This is a genomic window from Achromobacter sp. JCM 18799 (assembly GCF_055395645.1).
On the sequence record NZ_AP043866.1, the window covers coordinates 2,868,574 to 2,887,936 of the forward strand.

12 protein-coding genes and 1 pseudogene are annotated in these 19,363 nt (G+C 57.8%); 4 read left to right on the plus strand and 9 right to left on the minus strand.

From position 1 onward, the window contains the following. Nucleotides 1-40 precede the first annotated feature (40 nt). The 7 genes from ACZ5YA_RS13460 to pcaH form a co-directional block, all read right to left on the minus strand. Nucleotides 41-1,030, minus strand: coding sequence for an ABC transporter substrate-binding protein (locus tag ACZ5YA_RS13460; protein ID WP_054505151.1), 990 nt, complete (start codon nt 1,028-1,030; stop codon nt 41-43). 12 nt (nt 1,031-1,042) lie between these two features. Further along, nucleotides 1,043-2,359, minus strand: a complete 1,317-nt coding sequence (locus ACZ5YA_RS13465; protein WP_343498438.1) for a Rieske 2Fe-2S domain-containing protein — start codon at nt 2,357-2,359, stop codon at nt 1,043-1,045. A 116-nt stretch (nt 2,360-2,475) separates the two neighbouring features. Beyond that, on the minus strand, nt 2,476-3,492 hold the full coding sequence (locus ACZ5YA_RS13470) for a Bug family tripartite tricarboxylate transporter substrate binding protein (protein WP_081398533.1): 1,017 nt from the start codon (nt 3,490-3,492) through the stop codon (nt 2,476-2,478). Between the two features lie 241 nt (nt 3,493-3,733). After that, entirely contained in the window at nt 3,734-4,108 is a 375-nt protein-coding gene (gene pcaC, locus ACZ5YA_RS13475; RefSeq protein ID WP_464092664.1) for a 4-carboxymuconolactone decarboxylase, read from the minus strand. Continuing rightward, the gene (locus tag ACZ5YA_RS13480) at nt 4,095-5,501 is read right to left on the minus strand and encodes a 3-carboxy-cis,cis-muconate cycloisomerase (RefSeq protein ID WP_054505154.1); all 1,407 of its coding nucleotides are present in this window, start codon (nt 5,499-5,501) and stop codon (nt 4,095-4,097) included. Before ACZ5YA_RS13480 ends, pcaC begins: the two co-directional genes overlap by 14 nt. 10 nt (nt 5,502-5,511) lie before the next feature. Continuing rightward, entirely contained in the window at nt 5,512-6,102 is a 591-nt protein-coding gene (gene pcaG, locus ACZ5YA_RS13485; RefSeq protein ID WP_054505155.1) for a protocatechuate 3,4-dioxygenase subunit alpha, read from the minus strand. A 2-nt stretch (nt 6,103-6,104) separates the two neighbouring features. After that, nucleotides 6,105-6,815, minus strand: coding sequence for a protocatechuate 3,4-dioxygenase subunit beta (pcaH, locus tag ACZ5YA_RS13490; protein WP_076472461.1), 711 nt, complete (start codon nt 6,813-6,815; stop codon nt 6,105-6,107). Nucleotides 6,816-6,910: 95 nt separating this feature from the next. Here pcaH and pcaQ point away from each other — a divergent pair, with 95 nt between their 5' ends. The 4 genes and pseudogenes from pcaQ to ACZ5YA_RS13510 all read left to right on the plus strand — a co-directional run bounded on the left by pcaQ (nt 6,911) and on the right by ACZ5YA_RS13510 (nt 15,711). After that, a complete protein-coding gene (pcaQ, locus tag ACZ5YA_RS13495) occupies nt 6,911-7,852 on the plus strand; it encodes a pca operon transcription factor PcaQ (RefSeq protein ID WP_054505156.1) in 942 nt (313 codons plus the stop codon). Nucleotides 7,853-7,942: 90 nt separating this feature from the next. Then, a pseudogene (locus ACZ5YA_RS13500) lies at nt 7,943-9,173 on the plus strand (IS3 family transposase). Nucleotides 9,174-10,434: 1,261 nt separating this feature from the next. Beyond that, nucleotides 10,435-14,268, plus strand: coding sequence for an anti-phage defense-associated sirtuin Dsr1 (gene dsr1 / locus ACZ5YA_RS13505; RefSeq protein WP_464092665.1), 3,834 nt, complete (start codon nt 10,435-10,437; stop codon nt 14,266-14,268). A 322-nt stretch (nt 14,269-14,590) separates the two neighbouring features. Continuing rightward, nucleotides 14,591-15,711 (plus strand): IS3 family transposase gene (locus ACZ5YA_RS13510; protein ID WP_464092666.1). Its coding sequence is split into 2 segments (ribosomal slippage): nt 14,591-14,849 and nt 14,849-15,711, totalling 1,122 coding nucleotides; the frame shifts between segments, so codons are not numbered across the junction. On the opposite strand, the gene ACZ5YA_RS13515 is transcribed toward ACZ5YA_RS13510, so the two are convergent. Both ACZ5YA_RS13515 and ACZ5YA_RS13520 read right to left on the minus strand, forming a co-directional pair. After that, complete coding sequence (locus tag ACZ5YA_RS13515; protein WP_464092667.1) at nt 15,634-17,424, minus strand: hypothetical protein; 1,791 nt, start codon at nt 17,422-17,424, stop codon at nt 15,634-15,636. The genes ACZ5YA_RS13510 and ACZ5YA_RS13515 overlap by 78 nt on opposite strands. 86 nt (nt 17,425-17,510) lie before the next feature. Further along, entirely contained in the window at nt 17,511-18,320 is an 810-nt protein-coding gene (locus ACZ5YA_RS13520) for a DEAD/DEAH box helicase family protein (RefSeq protein ID WP_464092668.1), read from the minus strand. Between the last annotated feature and the right edge of the window lie 1,043 nt (nt 18,321-19,363).

A 19,363-nucleotide genomic window follows, 5' to 3' on the forward strand; every position in this document is an offset into this window, starting at 1 on the left:
TTGCCTCCTTGAGCAGGGAAGCATTGCCTCCCGCCCGCCTTCATATCTTGTAGGACTCGTACGTGCTGGGATGGAACAGTTCCGAGACACCAACCTGACGCTCCGAGAGCCCCTGCGCGTGATGATGCCGAGTAAATGCCTCCAGCGTGGGTAAGCTCTTTTCAACGCCATAGGCCCAATAATCCGCTCCCAATGTGTCTCTTGCCGCCTTCAGTTGCTCCTCCACGAACGGCAAGGTCACCTTGGTGGCCGAGGTGTCGGACAGCTTTTCCAGCGCAGCAAGCTTGGACTGTTCGAAGGCCTTCAAGAGCGTGCTTGGCAGCCAGGGGTGCTGTTCCACCAGCGTTTTTCTCACGCCCACGACGTGCATGATCGGAAAAACTCCGGTTCGCCGGTAGTAGCCTTTTGCGGTCTCGGTCGGGTCGTCGAACAGCCAACCGATATTGGGATTGAATCGGGCATTACCCGACGGGGCGCGCGGCGCCATGAAGCCATCGATATCTCCTCGGTCCAACATGTCTGAGATGGTCGTATCGGCGGGCGCATCGATCATCTTCACGCTGGCCGGCAGCTTCAACTTGATCTTTTCGGGCCGGCCGGGCTGGTCGATACCGCCCCGTACCCAGGTCACGTCCGACGGCTTCACCCCATAGTCTTCTTCCAGGATGGCGCGGGCCCAAACATTCGCGGTCAGCTGATACTCCGGGATCCCGATGCGCTTGCCCTTGAGATCTTCAGGGCGGCGAATTCTGTCCTTACGGACATAGATTGAGGTGTGCCTGAATGCGCGAGACAGGAACACCGGGATGGCGATGTACGGGCATTGCCCGGCCGCATGCTTGACCAGGTAGCTGGAAAACGACAGCTCACTGACATCGAAATCCTGGAAGCGGAATGCACGGAAGAACATTTCTTCCGGGTTCAACAGCGCATACACCGGATTGACGCCATCGATCTGTACGGCCCCGTCATACAAGGCGCGATTGCGATCGTAGTCGCCCATTGCGATAGACAATTGAAGTTTAGACATGCACTGTTGCCCCTAAGCGGTAGTTTCGTAGTTGCTTTCGAGCTGCGGTCCAGAACCGACGCCATACACAGGCTTCGCTTCGAAATCCCGCCAGTCGACGGTCTTAGGAACAATGGCTTGGAATGAACATACGCTGGGTAGAACCTGCTTGTCGCCAGTGCCGATTGCGGCCTGCCCTCGGGAAAATTCCTCGACCGCCTCAAGCATCTGGCGACGGAACTCGACGATAGCCAAGTCACTGGCCCCGAGGCGATCGTTAGAGCGATCGGCGATCGGACCCATCGTTACCCACATTGCGATGTCCTGGTTCGGAAAGCCCTTGATACCCGTAAAGTTACCTGCCTTCATCGCTTGGCGATCCTGCCAGAACCGGTTGTCCACGTTACGCAGCGGGCGGTACTTATCGTCAAGATCCGAGCCGATACTGGTGCCAAGGAATTTGCGCCAGGTTTCGGTGTCTGGTGTCGTGGCGCGGTCCCCCCACGCGACGAAGTAGAAGACCGAATTGGTGTCATCCATCGGCACGTTGACGTTCGCCACGTTGTACAGATTGTTTGGCGGAATCAACACGGTGCTGGGAGCTACGAAAACCGTCGATCGGACATAGTCGGTCTGTGCGGCATTCGTAATGGGGCGTCGGATGGCCGCGTAGCGGAAGCCATAGTCGGTACGATGGACCTGCATGCGCGGGGCCTTGTCCGTCGACGGCCTCAACCAATTCTTTTCGGTTGCCTCCGCCCCCCCCACGCGTGCTGGCACGAAGTCCGAAGAATGCAGACTGGAGCTATGGGCCGAGTCAATAGCGCCTTCCAGGATCTGAGCCCAGTTGCACGGGATCAGGACCTTCGCGATGCTGACTTTCGCGGACTTCTCCGGCGCCCAGGGCGGAGGCACGAACGCTGGGATGCGGGTTTGGTCTCCCATGAACGCCCAGATCAGCCCCGCCCATTCTTGGACCTTGTACGCCTTGTGCTTCACCTTCTCGGCCATGGTGCTGGCTGCCGGCTCCGAGACCATCTCTATGACGGTTCCCTCGACATCCATTTTCCAGCCGTGATAGAGGCAACGCAGCCCACAGTCTTCGTTTCTGCCGTAAACGAGCGACACCCTCCGATGCGGACAGTACTCGTCCATCACGCCGACCCGTCCCTCGGTATCACGAAAAACGACTAGATCTTCGCCCAGGATCCGCGCATGGACGGGATCTCCGTCGGGTTCGCTCACCTCTTCGCTCAGGCAAATAGGTATCCAGAAATTGCGCATCAACTGCCCCATCGGCGCGTCACCTTCAACGCGACAGAGCAGCTCGTTTTCTTTATTCGTCAACATACATCCTCCTCATCCTCAGATCTCTCAGCACACGCATGCGGCGTCTGGCAAATCAATTATATTAGAGATCTAAGTATTTTTTCAATGCTGGATTTCCAACTTGATACGGCGACGGTTCAATTGGCCTTGATCCCGGCATCCTTAATCGCACTTTCGTAGCGCTTGCCTTCAGCCTCGATCGCGTCCCGATACGCTTCAGGCGTACCGCCCACGGATTCAATGCCTAGGGTGTTGAACTGCTTCACCACGGCAGGGTCCTTGACTGCTTTCGCGATTTCCTCGCTCATGCGCTTGACGGCGTACGGGGGAATTCCGGACGCGCCCAAAGCGCCCACGGTGACGGCAAAGTCGAAACCGGGAACGATCTCCGCGATAGCGGGAATGTTCGGGGCAAGTGCGGAACGCTGGCCGCTATTGGTCGCCAGGATCTTGGCCTGTCCCTTTTCCGCGAAGCCGGATAGGGACGGCAGCGCCGCGAACACGACGTCGACCTGGCCCCCGATCATTGCGGGAACGGACTGCCCCGAGCCGCGGAAGGGCACATGGGTGATCTTGGAGTGGAGCGCGACGTTCAACGCTTCCATCGTGAGGTGGTGCGAGCTTCCCACGCCGGAAGAGCCATAGTTCATCTTCGCGCCATCACGCTTCGCGCGCTCGACGAACTCCTGGAGCGTATTGATGTTGCTCTGGCTGTTAGCCGCGAGAAACAACGGAGAAGTGGCGATCAGCGAGACGGGAACGAAATCCCGCTTGGGGTCATATGAAAGATCTTTGTAGAGTGCCGGATTGATGGACATCATCGATCCATCGGTCACGAGATACGTATACCCATCGCGCGGACTGCTCGTGAGCGTCTGCGCGGCTATCACACCATTTGCGCCCGGCTTGTTTTCAACCACGACAGGCTGCCCGAGGTTCTGGCTTACGCGTTGAGCGACAACGCGCGCAACCGTGTCGGGAAGTCCGCCTGCGGCGTAGGGAACGATGAAGCGGATCGAATGAGAGGGAAACTTCGCTGCATCTTCTGCAAGGGCATTCGCCGACCATGTCAGCGCGGACAAGACAGCGGCGATCGCAAACCTTCGCCGCGCAAAGTGACAGGACGGAATGCGCTTCGAGAAACTATTGAACATGATTGTCTCCGTTGGATCCGCGCCTTCTCGTGAGGGTGAATGTCGACGTTTCTTGCGGTCTGACACCAACCGGGCGCATTTCAAAATAATATTAGAGACCTAAGCATTGTTCAATCAGCTAATGCTTTTTTTCCGTTCGCGTTTTCCCTGAGAACAAGATGCCGCGCCGCTTTCGGGCGAACAAGCGCCAGCATCCCCGCGATCCATTGCAGGGATACAAGGCGCGCCTCTCACGCCGGGGCTACTCGGATGCGAACAGGCTGTCGAAGAGATGAAAGGCCGAGTTTGCTGCAGGTACTCCGCAGTAGATGGCCGTCTGAAGTAGCACCTCTTTTATCTCTTCGGGAGATACGCCATTGTTCTTCGCTGCTTTGAGGTGCAGCGCAAGTTCCTCCCGGCGGTTCAGGGCAACCATCAGGCCTATGGTGATGAGACTGCGCGTATGCCTGGGCAAGCCGTCGCGCGTCCAGATCTCTCCCCATGCGTAGCGCGTGATGAGGTCCTGGAACTCTGTGCTCAATGCGGTGCGGTTGCTTAAGGAACGCTGCACGTGCGCTTCTCCGAGCACCTTGGACCGGACTTCCAATCCTGCCTCATAGCGGTCATGCTCGTTCATTGTCTTCCTCCGTTTCATTCGCCGCGTCGCCGCGCGCAACCGGACCGCTCGGTCGCCTGTGGTACTTGGCAAGAACAGCATCCACATAGACGGTCGACTGGCCGCAATAGTTGAGCGGGCTCAACAGCTCGGCGAGCCTCGCAGGGGACAGATAGTCCGTTACCGCGGCGTCCCGCGAGAGAACCTCCAGCAAGGGAAGATTTGACGCGACCGCCAGGCGCGATGCCCTCTCGACCACCTCGTGCGCAGGAAGGCGCCCGATGTGCATACCTAGTGCCAGCATGACGGCTTCCGCCTGGATCAGGCCCCGCGTAATGTTCAGGTTTTGCAGCATCCGGTCTGTGTGCACCTCCAACCCCGACATGATGTCGGCAGTCGTCGCCACGGCACCGCCAGTGACCACTGCGAGCTCCGGCAAGACGTCCCACTCTGCTTGCCAACCGCCAAGCGCCCTTTCGTGCTCCTGGACCATGCCGCTGAATAGAGTCGCCACCAAGTGTGGCGCCTTCACTCCAGCGCTGAGCACGACGGCGCAACCGACCGGATTGCGTTTGTGCGGCATGGTCGAGGAGCCTCCCTTGCCCTTTGCACTGGCTTCCGCGATTTCGCCGACTTCGGTCTGGGCCAGCAAGCTCATGTCGCGCGCCATCTTCGCGCATGCTCCCGTCAACATGCCCATCCATGCCGCCACGGATACGAGTCTGTCTCGTTGCGTATGCCAAGGGATGTCGGGCAGGTTCAGTCCAAGGTGACGCGCGAGGGACCGGGAGACAGCCGATGCCTGGTCACCCAGGCTGGCCAAAGTGCCAGCGGCTCCCCCAAACTGCAGCACCGCCACGTTCTCTTGATGCCTCGTGAGGTCATCCTGCAGACGGGCCACGGCATCGAGATACTGCGCGAATTTCAGTCCGAAGGTCATCGGCAGGGCCTGCTGCAACCACGTCCTGCCGACCGTCGGCGTGGTACGGTGCTCGCTCGCCCGCGCGGCCAGGCTGGACGCAAGGCGGTTGATCTGCCGCTCAAGGATCACCAGAGAGGAACGCAGTTGCAGTACCAGGCCGGTGTCGATGACGTCCTGGCTCGTCGCGCCCCAGTGCACAAATCCCGCCGCCCGGATGTCCGCGCGCTTCACTTTTGCCGTGAGCTCCCGAACAAGCGGAATGGCCAGGTTTCCGCCGGCCGATGCCTCGTTCTTGAGGGCATCGATATCGAACAGATCGGCACGGCATGCGGCAACGATGGGCGCCACCGCGTCTTGAGGAATGACGCCATGCTCTGCACAGCTACGGGCCAACGCCGCTTCGACATCGAGCATGGCCTGAAGGGTCCCGGCTTCAGACCAGACATGGTTCATGGCGGGATGACCGCGCAGCAGATCTGTCAGCGTACCCATCGGCGCTCCTTCAGCAGTCAAAGAAGACCGTTTCGTCCGGACCTTGCAGGTGGATGTCGAAGCGATACTGCTTCACCCCCGAGCCGGCGACCTGCTTGGCGATGAGCGTTCGGCGGCGGGCTGCGGGAACAACGTTCAGGACAGGGTCGCTCTCATTGGCCGCCGGCTCATCCTCGAAATAGAGCCGGGTGAAGGCGTGCATCAACATGCCGCGCATGTGAAGGATCACATCAATGTGGGGAGCCGAACCAGTGGCAACTGGTCCTGGCTTGATCGTACGAATCACGAACCTATTGCCCTCCTCCGTGCCTGTTCCGACACGGCAGAAGCCTTTGAATCCGCGAGCGATCGCGTCATCGTGGCTGGCAACGTATTGCCCCGAGGCGTCGGCCTGCAGGGACTCGACGATGGCGTCGCCCACCGCGGCTCCGCTGCCGTCGTAGACCGTGCCCGTGATGATGATGTGCTCGCCCGCCACGCCGGGTTCGGCCGCATTGGCGGTGAACAGGCTTTTCAAATCAAAGTTGTATTGCTCCGGACAGAGGCCATATGCGAAGAACGGGCCGACCGTTTGGGAGGGAGTCTGCTTTAGTTGGCTCATGGTTATTCCGTGGGGGTCTGGCGCGCGCCGCGCAGCACGATATCGAATTCGTAGCCGAGAGCCACACCTTCCTGGGTCGCGGCAAGAGAGAACCGCGCCACGAGGCGGTCGCGGGCCTGTTCGGGCACGCCCTGGAAGATGGGGTCCAACGCGAGCAACGGGTCGCCCGGAAAGTACATCTGCGTCACAAGCCGCGCCCCGAAGTACTGGCCAAAGAGCGAAAAATGAATGTGATTCGGACGCCACGCATTGCTATGGTTGCCCCACGGGTACGCACCCGGTTTGATTGTGACGAAGCGATAGCGCCCCTGATCATCCGTAATACAGCGCCCCGCCCCAAGAAAATTGGGGTCGAGCGGCGCGTCATGCTGATCGCCCTTGTGAACATACCGGCCCGCCGCATTGGCCTGCCAGATTTCCACCAGCGTATGGCGAACGGGCCTGCCTGACTCATCCAGCACCCGGCCCGTCACGATGATGCGCTCGCCGAGGGGGGCTCCGTTCTTGACCGCGTTTAGGGTCAGGTCGTTATCCAAACTCCCCAGCTGCTCGCTGCCGTACACGGGCGCAAGCCGATTACCCAGCGCGCCCTTCAGAGGCACCAAGGGCAGCGACGGACTGCGCAATACAGAGGACTTGTACGGCGGATGACTGTAGGGCGGATTTGCCTGCCAATCGCGAGGCGTAAGGAGGATAGCGTCTTCGTGGCTCAAAGTAGACCCCGGTCGTAGGTGGAATAGGACGACTTTAACCACGCCAGAAAGTTATATATAGTGATCTTTTATATCTACAAGATGCCGAAAAAGTTATGGATATCGACATACACGGGAATCGCATCAAACTACGGCATCTTCAATGCTTTATCGCGGTCGCCCAACTTCGCAGCCTGCAAAAAGCGAGTGAAGCGCTTGCCATCACTCAGCCTGCGGTTTCCAAAACCCTGGCGGAGTTGGAGTCGGCGACCGGCGCTCGCCTGTTCGAGCGCGGACGTAAAGGAGCGGAACTCACCGATCACGGCCGGATGTTCGCGCCTTATGCCAACGCAGCCCTGTCGGCTCTACAGGAAGGTGTGCAAAAACTCCGGGGCGGAAATCAAGCACCTCCTTCCGTCGTGCGGGTCGGCATTCTTCCCACCCTTGCCCAGGTGTTGTTCCCAGCGGCATTGGCGGAATTCCGGCGGGAATTTGCGACCGTGAGCATTGACGTCCACACGGGACCCAACTTGGAACTGCTGCGCAGCCTCAAAGCGGCTGAGGTCGATTTCGTCGTTGGCCGGTTGGGCGAGCCATCATCCATGACGGGAATGAGCTTCGAGCACCTCTTTCGCGAACCGCTCACGATCGTCGTCCGCGCGGAACATCCCATCCTCCGGGGCGCCATCACAGCAAGCACGCTTGGTTCCTATGACCTCCTTTTGCCGACCGCGGGCACCCTCATCCGCCAGTCGGCGGATAGCGTCTTAGCCGCATTCGGCGTGCCCGAGAGCGCGGCAAGAATCTGCAGCCTGTCGGTCTCGCTGAATCTTCAACTCACGCTGCAGAATGAAGCAATCTGGTTCGTTCCTGCCAGCCTGGTCGACAGCTATGTCGCCAGCGGTGAACTGGTGCGGGTTCCCATGCCGGTTGGCGGAACCGATGAGCCAATAGGCCTATTGCGGCGCACCGACGTGACGCTCTCATCCCACGGAGCCACGCTATTCGAGGCATTCAAGGCCGCAGGCCTGAACCAAAACCGCCAACGCAGCGCCTGAACGCGGCCCGCCAAAACGATTTGAAAGCAGGCTGTTTGGAGTTGACCCGGTATCGTGGACACATCATTCTTTGTGTTCAAGGAGCCGCAAATGTCCAAGGTCAAACCGCCGTACCCGGCGGAGTTCAGACAGCAGATGGTCGAGCTGGTGCGTGCCGGGCGCACGCCAGCCGAACTCGCCCGCGAGTTCAACGTCACCGCGCAGTCCATCACCAACTGGGTCGGCCAGGCCGCCATCGACAGTGGCAAGCCGTTGCCCGGTAAGGAAGGCTTGAGCACGGCTGAGCGCGAGGAGCTCAGCCGGCTGCGCCGCCAGGTTCGCCAATTGCAGCAAGAGCGCGACATCCTGGCAAAGGCTACGGCCTGGTTTGCCGGTCGCAGCGATGCGACTTCAACGAAGTCTTCGGACTCGTGATGGCGAACCAGGCCGACTTCCCCGTGTGCACCATGTGCCGTGTTCTGGGCGTCTCTGCCAGCGGCTTCTACGCCTGGCGCGAACGCGCTCCTTCGCTCCTTCCCAACGCAGCATCACCAACGCGGTGATGACCGAGCGCATCCGCCAGATTCACAAGGACTCCTACGAGTCCTATGGCATGCCACGTGTGCGGGCCGAGCTCGTCGAGCAAGGCGTGTGCATCAGCCGCCAGCGCGTCGCACGCCTCATGCGCACAGCGGGCATCCGGGGCATCAGCCGCCGCCGGGGCTTCACGGTGACCACGCGGCGCGACAAACGCGACTCGCCGGCCCACAACCTGGTCAAGCGCCAGTTCCGGGCCAGTGGCCCCAATCAGCTCTGGGTGGCCGACATGACCTACGTGCCCACCTGGACAGGGTTCCTGTACCTGGCGGTGGTCATCGACGTGTGGAGCCGGCGTGTGGTAGGTTGGTCCATGGGCGAGCGCATGACGGCCGAGCTGGTGCTCTCGGCGCTCAACATGGCGCTGACCCAGCGCAAGCCGCAAGGCGTCATCCATCACAGCGACCAGGGCAGCCAGTACACCAGCCTGACCTTCGGCGAGCGCTGTCGTCAAATGGGCGTTCGCCCTTCAATGGGAACCGTGGGCGATGCCTATGACAACGCGATGGCCGAGAGCTTCTTCGCCAGCCTGGAGGCAGAACTCATCGAGCGCAACAGCTTCGAGTCCAAGGCGCAGGCCCGCATGGCCGTCTTCACCTGGATTGAAGGTTGGTACAACCCCAGGCGCCGCCACAGCGGCCTGGGCTACCTCTCACCCCTGAACTTTGAAAGGAGCCAGCAGACCCGATTCAATGCTCCCGAGCATGACCCACAGTATGCTGACGGGGCACCTCAAATGGTTTGAGAATCAAACCGGAAACCGTCCACCGGACCGGCTCAACTCCAACTCCAACTCCATCATGCAGAATCATCGTGAGCAAGCTAGCACGACTTCGCTGCAAGTGCGCGGGTTGCGTCATAGACCGTATACCGTGAACAGTGTTAAAGGCGGGGTGCAGATGGTTCTTACTCCGCCGACTGACGGATCTTCACCGGATCGGCAAGTCACGCAATCTCTCTGTGCCATTACCTCGGTGAAGCCGTAAGAGATTCCGGCTCTCGAGCAACCCATAGCGGGCTGGGGCACCCTGCTGAGCTGTCGACATTCAGCATGCGAGGGGACGGCATCACCGTCAAATCAATAGCCGTGGCTTCACGCCGGCCGAGACCCACAGGGGTAGGGGGCTCCCCCCCCCCTGCAATCGCACCGGGAAATCAGACCTTCAGAAGGAAAACCTGGCCGGAAGCCGCGCCAGTGCTTGTATATCGAAAATTCTCGATTCCAAAACTGGATGACGTAAATCCCAAGTTGGATGAATTTCGACAGCAAGACGGCGCGGCGCCGGGTCGAGTGCGTCCGGGCCGTCAGGTGCTGCCGCAACGTCGATTCCGCTTCCCATCATCACCCCCCCACGCCACAAAGAATGGCGGGCCTCATAGGCATTTGCCGACCAAAAGCCGCCGCTGGGCAAGAGGAGATCGATTCGCCTCGTTACCGTACCTACATGAAGGAATGTACGGTACTTGGGGTTAACAGATACAACCGTACCTGCCCTGACCGGTGCCACCGGAGGAAACTTCCAGAGTGAAGAACGCCTCCTGGATTGTTCGTTGAGTCTTAGTGCCTCACAATTTAACTAACGGCACCGGCGCTTTCCTCAGGCACCTAGCAAAGGGAAATACCCGAACACTGGCCACGCCTTAATCGAAGAAGCCGTCCATCTCTCACTGGCGCATCTCGCCTGGTAGGAATTCTTAAGGCCGACATGTCCCGCGTGCCCGTTAAAAGCGCAGACGACTCGACGGATAAGTTGCGCCACGTTCGACTCCGTTGCTCGCAACGAAAATCAGATCTTTATTCCCCGATTTAACGATTCTGGGATAGGTCAAAATGATCGTGTCGACCAATGACAAACCCGGCCGATGCAATCGCGATTGCACTCCTGCCCCCAAACGCAAGAGTTGTCGCCACCCCGAATTGTCGCCACATCATCCAGATTTATAAGAACGCCGGATAATACGACCTGTAGCCATGCAGGCCCAGTCCACCTTTAGAAGAGGCATAAGTGCAGTTCGTCACCAACGGTCCCGATATCCCTGATGCTCTCTTGCAAGCACACGAAGAAGGTCGTGTAGTGTTTTTCTGCGGGGCAGGCATTTCTTATCCCGCGGGACTACCTGGCTTCGAAGGCTTGGTGGAGAGAATATATAAACTAACTGGGACGGTTCACTCCGATATTGAAAGAGATGCACTAGACCGCAAGCAATTCGATGCAGCGCTCGATCTGCTGGAACGGCGGTTGCCCGGGCAGCGCTTAGCCCTCCGCACAGCACTGGCTCAGGCGCTCAAGCCCAACCTTCTTCTCAGGGGGGCCGTCGAAACACAGATCGCCTTATTGCGGTTAGCACGGGGTCGTGATGGGGCACTGCGCCTAGTAACCACCAACTTTGACCGCGTTTTTCATTCGGCCGCGAAACGAACGAACCAAAAGTTCCAATCTTACGCGGCTCCTATGCTGCCGATTCCGAAAAAAAGCCGATGGGACGGAATTGTCTACCTGCATGGCCTATTACCGGAAAAGCCCGACGAGACATCCTTGAACCGGCTAGTCATTACGAGCGGCGACTTCGGCTTTGCATACCTAACGGAACGTTGGGCTGCTCGCTTCGTGAGCGAACTATTTCGAAATTTCGTGGTTTGCTTCGTAGGCTACAGCATCAACGATCCAGTGTTGCGCTACATGATGGACGCATTGGCAGCCGATCGAATACTGGGCGAGATCTCCCCGCAGGCCTGGGCTCTCGGCGATTGCCAGCCGGGGCAGGAGCGAAAGAAGACCATAGAGTGGGAGGCGAAAGGCGTAACACCAATCCTCTACACCGTTCCCACAGGGAGTAACGACCATTCGGCGCTGCACGGAACTATGCGCGCCTGGGCAGACACTTATCGTGATGGGGTAGAAGGCAAAGAGGCAATCATTGTGAAACACGCGCTGGCACGGCCCCAGGACAGCACAAGCCAGGACGATTTTGTGGGGCGTATGCTCTGGGCTTTGTCGGACAAATCGGGCCTACCGGCCAAGCAATTCGCCGACTTCAACCCGGCACCATCACTCGATTGGTTATTAGGGCCGTTCGCACATGAGTGTTTCACTCACAGCGACCTTTCCCGATTTGGCGTTCCCGCCCGCACCGATGTTGATCCTAAATTGCGGTTCAGTTTAGTGCGACGGCCCGCCCCCTACGACTGTGCCCCTCCCATGGTATTGACATCGGTATCCGTAGCCGGAAGCCAGTGGGACGGCATCATGTCGCATTTGGCTCGCTGGCTAGTCAGACACCTCGATGACCCGCGGTTGATCATTTGGATTGCAGAACATGGAGGACAAGTTGGAGACCGCTGGGCATTGATGCTAGATAACGAGCTGGATCGCATTGCCTCATTGGAACGTGAAGGGAAAATAGCCGAGCTGGACGCGATCCGCACGCACGCTCCCAGATCAATTCCACGAACTTCCATGCGCAGATTGTGGCGCCTGCTGCTCAGCGGTCGAGTTAAAACTATGCGGTCCTTGCCAAGTCTTCATCGCTGGGTAGGGCGCCTGAAGCGCGAGGGTTTAAGTACCACATTGCGCCTAGAATTGCGCGAACTCCTCGCACCCAAAGTGATTCTTAGGCAGCCGTTCCGCTGGCTTGATGAAGAAGCGGCTGGCCCAGATGATCCTACTCCAATCAGACAGCTAGTCGAGTGGGAACTCGCGCTGACCAATGATCATGTGCAGTCCACATTGCGCGACCTTGAAAGTGAAGCGTGGGGGGCCGCGTTGCCGCAACTCCTTGCTGATTTCCAGCAACTATTGTGTGACGCACTCGACCTGCTGGGCGAGCTGAACGAGGCCAACGAACGTAGCGATCGATCTCACTGGGATTTGCCATCAATCGAACCACATTGGCAGAACCGAGGTTTTCGAGAGTGGGTCAGCCTAATCGAATTGTTGCGCGATTCGTGGCAGGCGGTTCGCGAGCTAGATAACACACGCGCATCGCTTATCGCACAAAGCTGGTTCGACTTACCGTACCCCACCTTTAAGCGCTTGGCACTTTTTGCCGCAAGCAAAGATAATTGCATACAGCCTGAACAATGGGCGCGCTGGCTCCTGTCGGAAGAGGCGTGGTGGCTATGGTCCACGGATACAGGGCGCGAGGTATATAGGCTGCTGGTATTGCAGGGAAACCGGTTACCCAAAGCCTCTCAAGCACGCTTGGAAAAGGTCATTCTAGCTGGTCCACCACGCAAGATGTATCGGGACGGCCTGGAAAAAGATGACTGGCGCAGTATCGCGGACCGCGCTATCTGGCTGCATCTCGCCAAACTTAGCTCATCCGGACTCGCGTTGGGCGCGCGTGCCGCGTTGCGACTGGAAAAATTGTCTCGCGATTATCCAGACTGGCAATTAGCCTCGAACGAACGCGACGAGTTCTCACATTGGATGAGCGGAACGGGCGATCCAGATTTCGAAGATGGCCGATACGTTGACATAGCTCCGCGCAAAAGAAGCGATCTGGTCGAATGGCTTAAACGATCACCTGCAGAAAATTCACCATTCCATGACGATACTTGGCGCGAAGTTTGCCGCACACGCTTCTTTCACTGCCTGCTGGCATTGTGGGATCTTGCGCAAGACGACGTATGGCCTGCGAGTCGATGGCGTGAGGCCATGCAAGTTTGGGCGGAAGATGGCGTGGTGCGCCGCGCATGGCGATATGCTGCTCCATTGGTTCGCACAATGCCTGAAGCTGTCCTTCAAGACGTAGGCCACGCCGCATCGTGGTGGATCGAGGCCTCTTCCAAGTCTCTGGACTTACACGAAGACATCCTCATGGACCTTAGCCATCGCGTGCTTTCGTTGCCGCTTAAAGCAGATATCGGCCACCGTGTAGTCCATCGCGGCGTCGAAACTTACGACCCCGTGGGCGCAGCGATCAACCACCCTGTTGGCCACGTCACACAAGCTTTAATGAACGTTTGGTTTAAGCGAAACCCGAGCGACGACGACCTGCTTCCGCCCGACCTTAAATCTACGTTCACGGCTCTGTGTGATGTTCGAATAGACCGATTTCGTCATGGGCGGGTGCTACTAGGATCGCAGCTAATTGCCTTTTTTCGTGTAGACCGTCTTTGGACTGAACAACACCTATTGCCGCTGTTCGCGTGGAACGAGCCCGATGAAGCAAAGGCGGTTTGGGAAGGATTCCTTTGGTCTCCGCGTCTGTACCAACCTTTGTTGGCTTCATTCAAGTCGCAGTTCTTGGCCACTGCACACCATTATGACGAGCTTGGCGAACACCGCCAACAGTTTGCAGCCCTACTGACCTACGCAGCTCTGGGTCCCACCCAAGGATATACCGAGGAGGATTTCCGCGGGGCGATTGGAGTACTACCACAAGAAGGACTTGAAGAGTCTGCGCAGGCTCTTTATCAGGCTCTCGAGGGCGCCGGAGACCAGCGTGAGGACTATTGGGCACACCGAGCAAAGCCTTTTTGGCAAAAAATCTGGCCAAAATCGCGCGAGTTCGCCACCCCTCGAATAGCAGAGTCACTGACACGGCTCGTGATTGCTGCCAGAGACGCTTTCCCCGATGCACTAGCTGAGGTACTTGCCTGGCTTCAGCGTATTGAACATTCGCACTTCATCGTGGAAAGGCTCTACAGCTCAAAATTGTGTAGTCGCTACCCGATGGATGCGCTAGCGCTACTAAGCGCCGTAATGGACGATCGCCAATGGATACCGCAGAAATTAGCTCTGTGCTTAGACCAAATCGCTGACTCCGCCCCGCAGATTTCTCAAAACACGAACTATGTAAAACTCCGCGAGCTCTCTCGCGCCCGGAGCATGTAAATACGGTCGAGTTTTATTCAGTGTGCGAAGCGGAGAGCCGCTGGTCCGCCTGGTCATCGGCACCGCGAAGCACGGCAAAGCTCTCCCAGTACATTTGTTGCATTTGGGCCACCTTCGACGCGTTGCGAGCAGTTGTCCAAGTATGTTCAAAAACCCTTCAGTGTTGCGCCCGCGCCCTTAAGCTCCCGTGACAAAGGCGGCCCCACCTGATGGAAGTGTCGGCTACGCATTCACCAACCACTTTCCAACGGCCGCGCCCCCTTGACCTGCTCCCCGTGGTTAGTACGAAATCGATGTAGAGTCCGTTCACAAAGGAACGGCAATGAAGAAACGATTTACAGAAGAACAGATCATCGGGGTGCTGAAGGAGGCCGAGGCAGGGGCCAAGGTGGCCGAACTGTGCCGCAAGCACGGGATCTCGGAGGCCACTTACTACAACTGGAAGGCGAAGTTCGGCGGTATGACCGTCTCGGACGCCCAGCGACTGAAGGAGCTGGAGCAAGAGAACAACAAGCTCAAGAAGCTGTTGGCTGAATCTATGCTGGACAAGGCTGCGCTTCAGGACCTTTTGAGCCGAAAGTAGCAAGCCCGCAGGCCAAACGCGAAGCGGTCAAAACGTTGATGACCGAGCGCGGCATGGGTATCACCCGGGCCTGCGGGCTGGTAGGCATTTCCCGGTCGCTGTTCGCTTATGAAAGTAAGCGTACGGGCGACGTGGCATTGACCGAGCGCATGAAGGAGATGGCAGCGCTCAAGCGACGCTACGGCTATCGGCGCATCCATATTCTGCTTCGCCGTGAAGGCTGGCAGACGAATCACAAGCGGGTCTGGCGGCTTTACAGCCAAGCCGGCTTGAGCGTTCGTAAGCGTCGCCGCAAGCGCATCGCTCCCGCAGAACGGGTAGTTCGTCCCGTTGCGACGGCGCCGAATCAGAGCTGGTCGATGGACTTCGTGTCCGACGGTCTGGCCTATGGCCGCAGGTTCCGGTGCTTGAACATCGTCGATGACTACACGCGCGAGTGTCTTGCCATCGAGGTCGATACCTCACTGCCGGGATTACGGGTAGCGCAGGTGCTGCAACGGCTCGCGGAACTGCGTGGGCTGCCCAAATCCATCACCGTGGACAACGGCCCAGAGTTTGCTGGCAGGGCCTTGGATGCTTGGGCCTATCAGGTCGGCGTGAAGCTGTCGTTCATCAGACCAGGCAAGCCCGTGGAGAATGCATACATCGAGAGCTTCAACGGAAAATTCCGCGATGAATGCCTGAATGAGCATTGGTTCATGTCACTGCGCCAAGCCAAATCCTTGATCGAAGACTGGCGCGTCGAGTACAACACCGAACGCCCGCATAGCGCGCTGGGATACTTAACGCCGGAGCAGTTTGCTCAGGCGCATCGGCAACAACGGTTTGAAACCCTGGACTCTATGTCGGTGCCGTACTAAGTCTGGGGGCAGGTCAGGTTCGCCCCCAGCTCCCTTGCAGTGATACAGACTCACGAGGACTCTGTCGTCTTCTTCTCGTGTGACCGCGATGTAGTCGGCGGCCTCCCCAGTCCTGTGGTCATAAACGAGGACCTCGAGATTTTCCTTCGCCCTGATCCACAATTCCAAATGTCTGTGGACCGTCATTCGTTCGGGATTATCGGCGTCAAACTCTCTACCGATCTCGCAGCCATCCCACCCAGGGTTCTCGACGTCCTCATCAAGAAGCCGATTGCTGGCCAGCTTCGGAGGCGGGAAGCAGTTCATCCCTTCGAACGATGACTTGTCGGCTGCGTAAAAGATTGGAGGGTGCATAGAAAGCCACTGGTCAAAATCCAACCAGTCATCGTGCGTGCTAGATATTTCGACTTCCCAACCAGCGCCGTGCTGTCGAAACAATGCGCCCCCGGCTAAAGACATGCGGTAGGGCACCGCATCTGAGTCCGAGACGATTTCGAAATCCAGGCCATCAGGTCCTGAGGCGAATGACGAGAGCTCTAGATCAGTGATTTGGCGATAGAGCCACTGCTGCTGCCCAACACGTCGATATCTCAACCGGTGCGCCTGCTTGTAGGCATTGCGCGCCCAGCTTCCACCAATGACAACATCTGGGATTCGCCGCAACGTCCGCGAATGCTGGACGAGATCTAGCTGAGACTCTGCCAGCGTTTCATCGCCATTCAAGCGATTGTTCAGCTTCGATATCCAGTCAAGGTATTGCGATATAGAGAGACGTTGATTGCTCCATATACGCGAGTTACTACTGGCTCCGATGGTTTTACGCTCGCCATCTTCCAATCCACTCCCAAAGTAATGTCCTTGTACGTAGGCGCGCCCATCGCCCGGCGTAACCGCTCGCTCAGCACGAGGTCCAGTTAGCATGCGATAGGATTCTGCTTGCGAATTTATGGCCGTGTTACGCAAGCCAACAGCGTAGAAGCGCATATCCGTAAGGCCGGCGCGCGCACGGATGGTCTCCTCGAAGCTCAAAGGTCTATGGTGATCCTTGGCCACGACCTGCATTAGTGCGATATATAAGCGATCTGTTCTACGAGTGGAGCCGATGAAGCACAACCGTGTAGCAGCGTTGTAGGCCAGCAGGAAAACGTCGTGTCGTACATTTACAAGCACGTCAGCAGTCGCCCAGTTCGGCGGCTCATGGTCGACGGTCAAAAGCAGTGTGATCAACCCATCATCCGAGATCCACTGCTTAGCCAAGTGAAGCCTTCGCCCTATCAATGCCTCAAACAAAGTGAAGTCCGGGGCCACGTCGCACTGAAAGATTCGAGCATGGGCATATAGCTCAAATGACATTGGCGACACGGCGTCGTAGTCCGAGACTGTCTGCCTCTTCGGCTTCAAGATCTCCAAGATTGATTCATCGGCAGCCCCTTCGGCGAGCTGACGCCTCGCCTCTTCGTCGATAAGGGAAGCGATGTCCACTCCCTCTTGAAAGAGCCTTGCGGTGGCATCTTGCAGACGACTCACAGTCGACACTAAAGTAGCGTTGCCCGTGCGTTCATCATTTGTTCGCGCAAACCGACCTATGAACTGTATCGTTGGAACTAGGGAGCGGTGCGGCGCATGGAGTGCTGCGATCTTCAGCTTTGGAAAGTCATAGCCCTCCCCGAACATGTCAACGCAGACTATTCCCTCCAGCTCGCCCTGGAGCAAGGAGACCTCCAGTTGCTCCTGCCTCCGTTTGGAAATTCCGCTGTCGATCGCTTCTACCCTCGCCCCCAGCCCGGCGTAAATCCCCGTCAGCTTCCTAGCAGCGGATATCGAGGATGCTCGCGCAAACAGTCGATGGTCGAAACTTGCGCCTGATCTTCCCGCAGCTGTGCAATCGCCGCCCTTGCGATGGCAAGGTCCACCTCGTCCTCATCGTGATCGTTATGCACAGGCGCTGGACGAAAGGAGACGCTCCCAAACGCTTGTTCGCGAGACGCCTTGGAAACTGGATAGCTATATGCCAGACGACCCAGAATTGCCTTTTTATCGCGCCTGAATGGAGTAGCCGTCAAGAAGACAAACTTGGCGCGGGAGTAGTGACCGAGATACGCACTCCAAGTGTCTGCTGGAGCATGGTGCGCCTCGTCAAAGATAATCAAATCGAATAGATCTGCGGGACTTACGGGCTCCAGGACCGGCGATGTGCTCGCTGGCGTGGACACGACCACATCGAAAGTTCGAAAGGCAAGCCATTCATCGGCGCTCAATGGCCTGCCCTTCTGTGGATGTACATGAGGATTTCCTGCCTCCGCCGGTAAGACCTTGAGCTTGCGTAGCGTCGACAGTTCACCGAAGTGGGCCGAGGTCTGTCGTCTCAGCACATCCGTGGGTTCCACCACCAGCACACGGTTTGAGCCCAACAAAAAAGGAAGCGCCATGATCACGGCAGTCTTCCCATATCCAGTCGGCAAAGACACTATGGCCGGCTCGTCGTAGACCGAAAAGTGGGCCGCCACAGAATGAAGAGCGCCCAACTGGCCTGGCCTAAAACCCGAGTTCGGACTGCTAATGGGTTTCAAAGCCAGCATGTGGCTATGTTCAATGAAGAAATCGGCCACGTTCCCCTCCCGGAATGAACCAGATGACCAATTGTTACTTCAAAGAACATAACAAGCCAGCCTAATTTTTGAGACCTACTCCGAATTATTGCCGCTTCAGGTCTGATGGTCTTCTTTGTTGCGCCCTTCGGAACGAGCGATGTTATTCGCGACCCAAAGGCCGAATGCGATAACAGCTACAAGTACTCCGAGCATCACCGTAGTACCCAAGTCCATACGCTTTTCTCCACAAACACAGCCCTATCGGTACGCCTGATGATAGCAATCACCGCCGGATATGAACTGAGAATCCGCAGCGCAACGCAACATCGTTCGTAACAGGAAACCCGTTGGGATCCTGCTGGGTTCCTACTTGGTTAACCGCCGGTTCCCACATCAAAACCTAGAGCGGCACTCGACCAATTTGGTTCTGAAACACGGCGTAAAGGAGCGCGCTGTGCCCCAGCACAGTTGCTCAGATCTTGAGATCCATGAGCGCCGCTGACACAGGATCCATGGCCATCCTCATAGGAGAAATACCCACGAAGCGAGGGAAACTGGGGGCCTGTAGCGTAAACCCAGCAGGTTATGGCCAGGTTTTACTTTCGAACCCAGTGCAAACCGGATGCAAAGCTACCAATCCCAATCCCATTCCCAATCCCAAATCTTTTACTGGCTACGCCAGTGTCAACAGCGTCTGCGCCGCTGTCTGAGCTGATAAGCCACAATAGGCCGGACCAATTCCAGATGGGACGCCCTCCTAGATGCAGTGATGGTCCTTAGACGCGTCCACAGCCCGCATGAGCGGTCAAAACACCTCGGGTGACGGGGTAGCAGCCACTTTAGAGTCATTGCAGCCCAGAGCGCGTTCTGCGCGGTCTCGCGCTCTGTTTCTGAAACGCGAGTCGAATCTCCAAGTTTTTGCCTTGCAGGGTCTAGAAGACGGTTGGCGCCGTGCAAAAGAATGTGGGCAAGTCGGAGGGTGTGGCCAGAGTCCTGTATTGCACAATCCAACGACTTCGCTCGCTAGAACGTGAGGCCGCCGAGCCAGCCTTCCCTTCTGT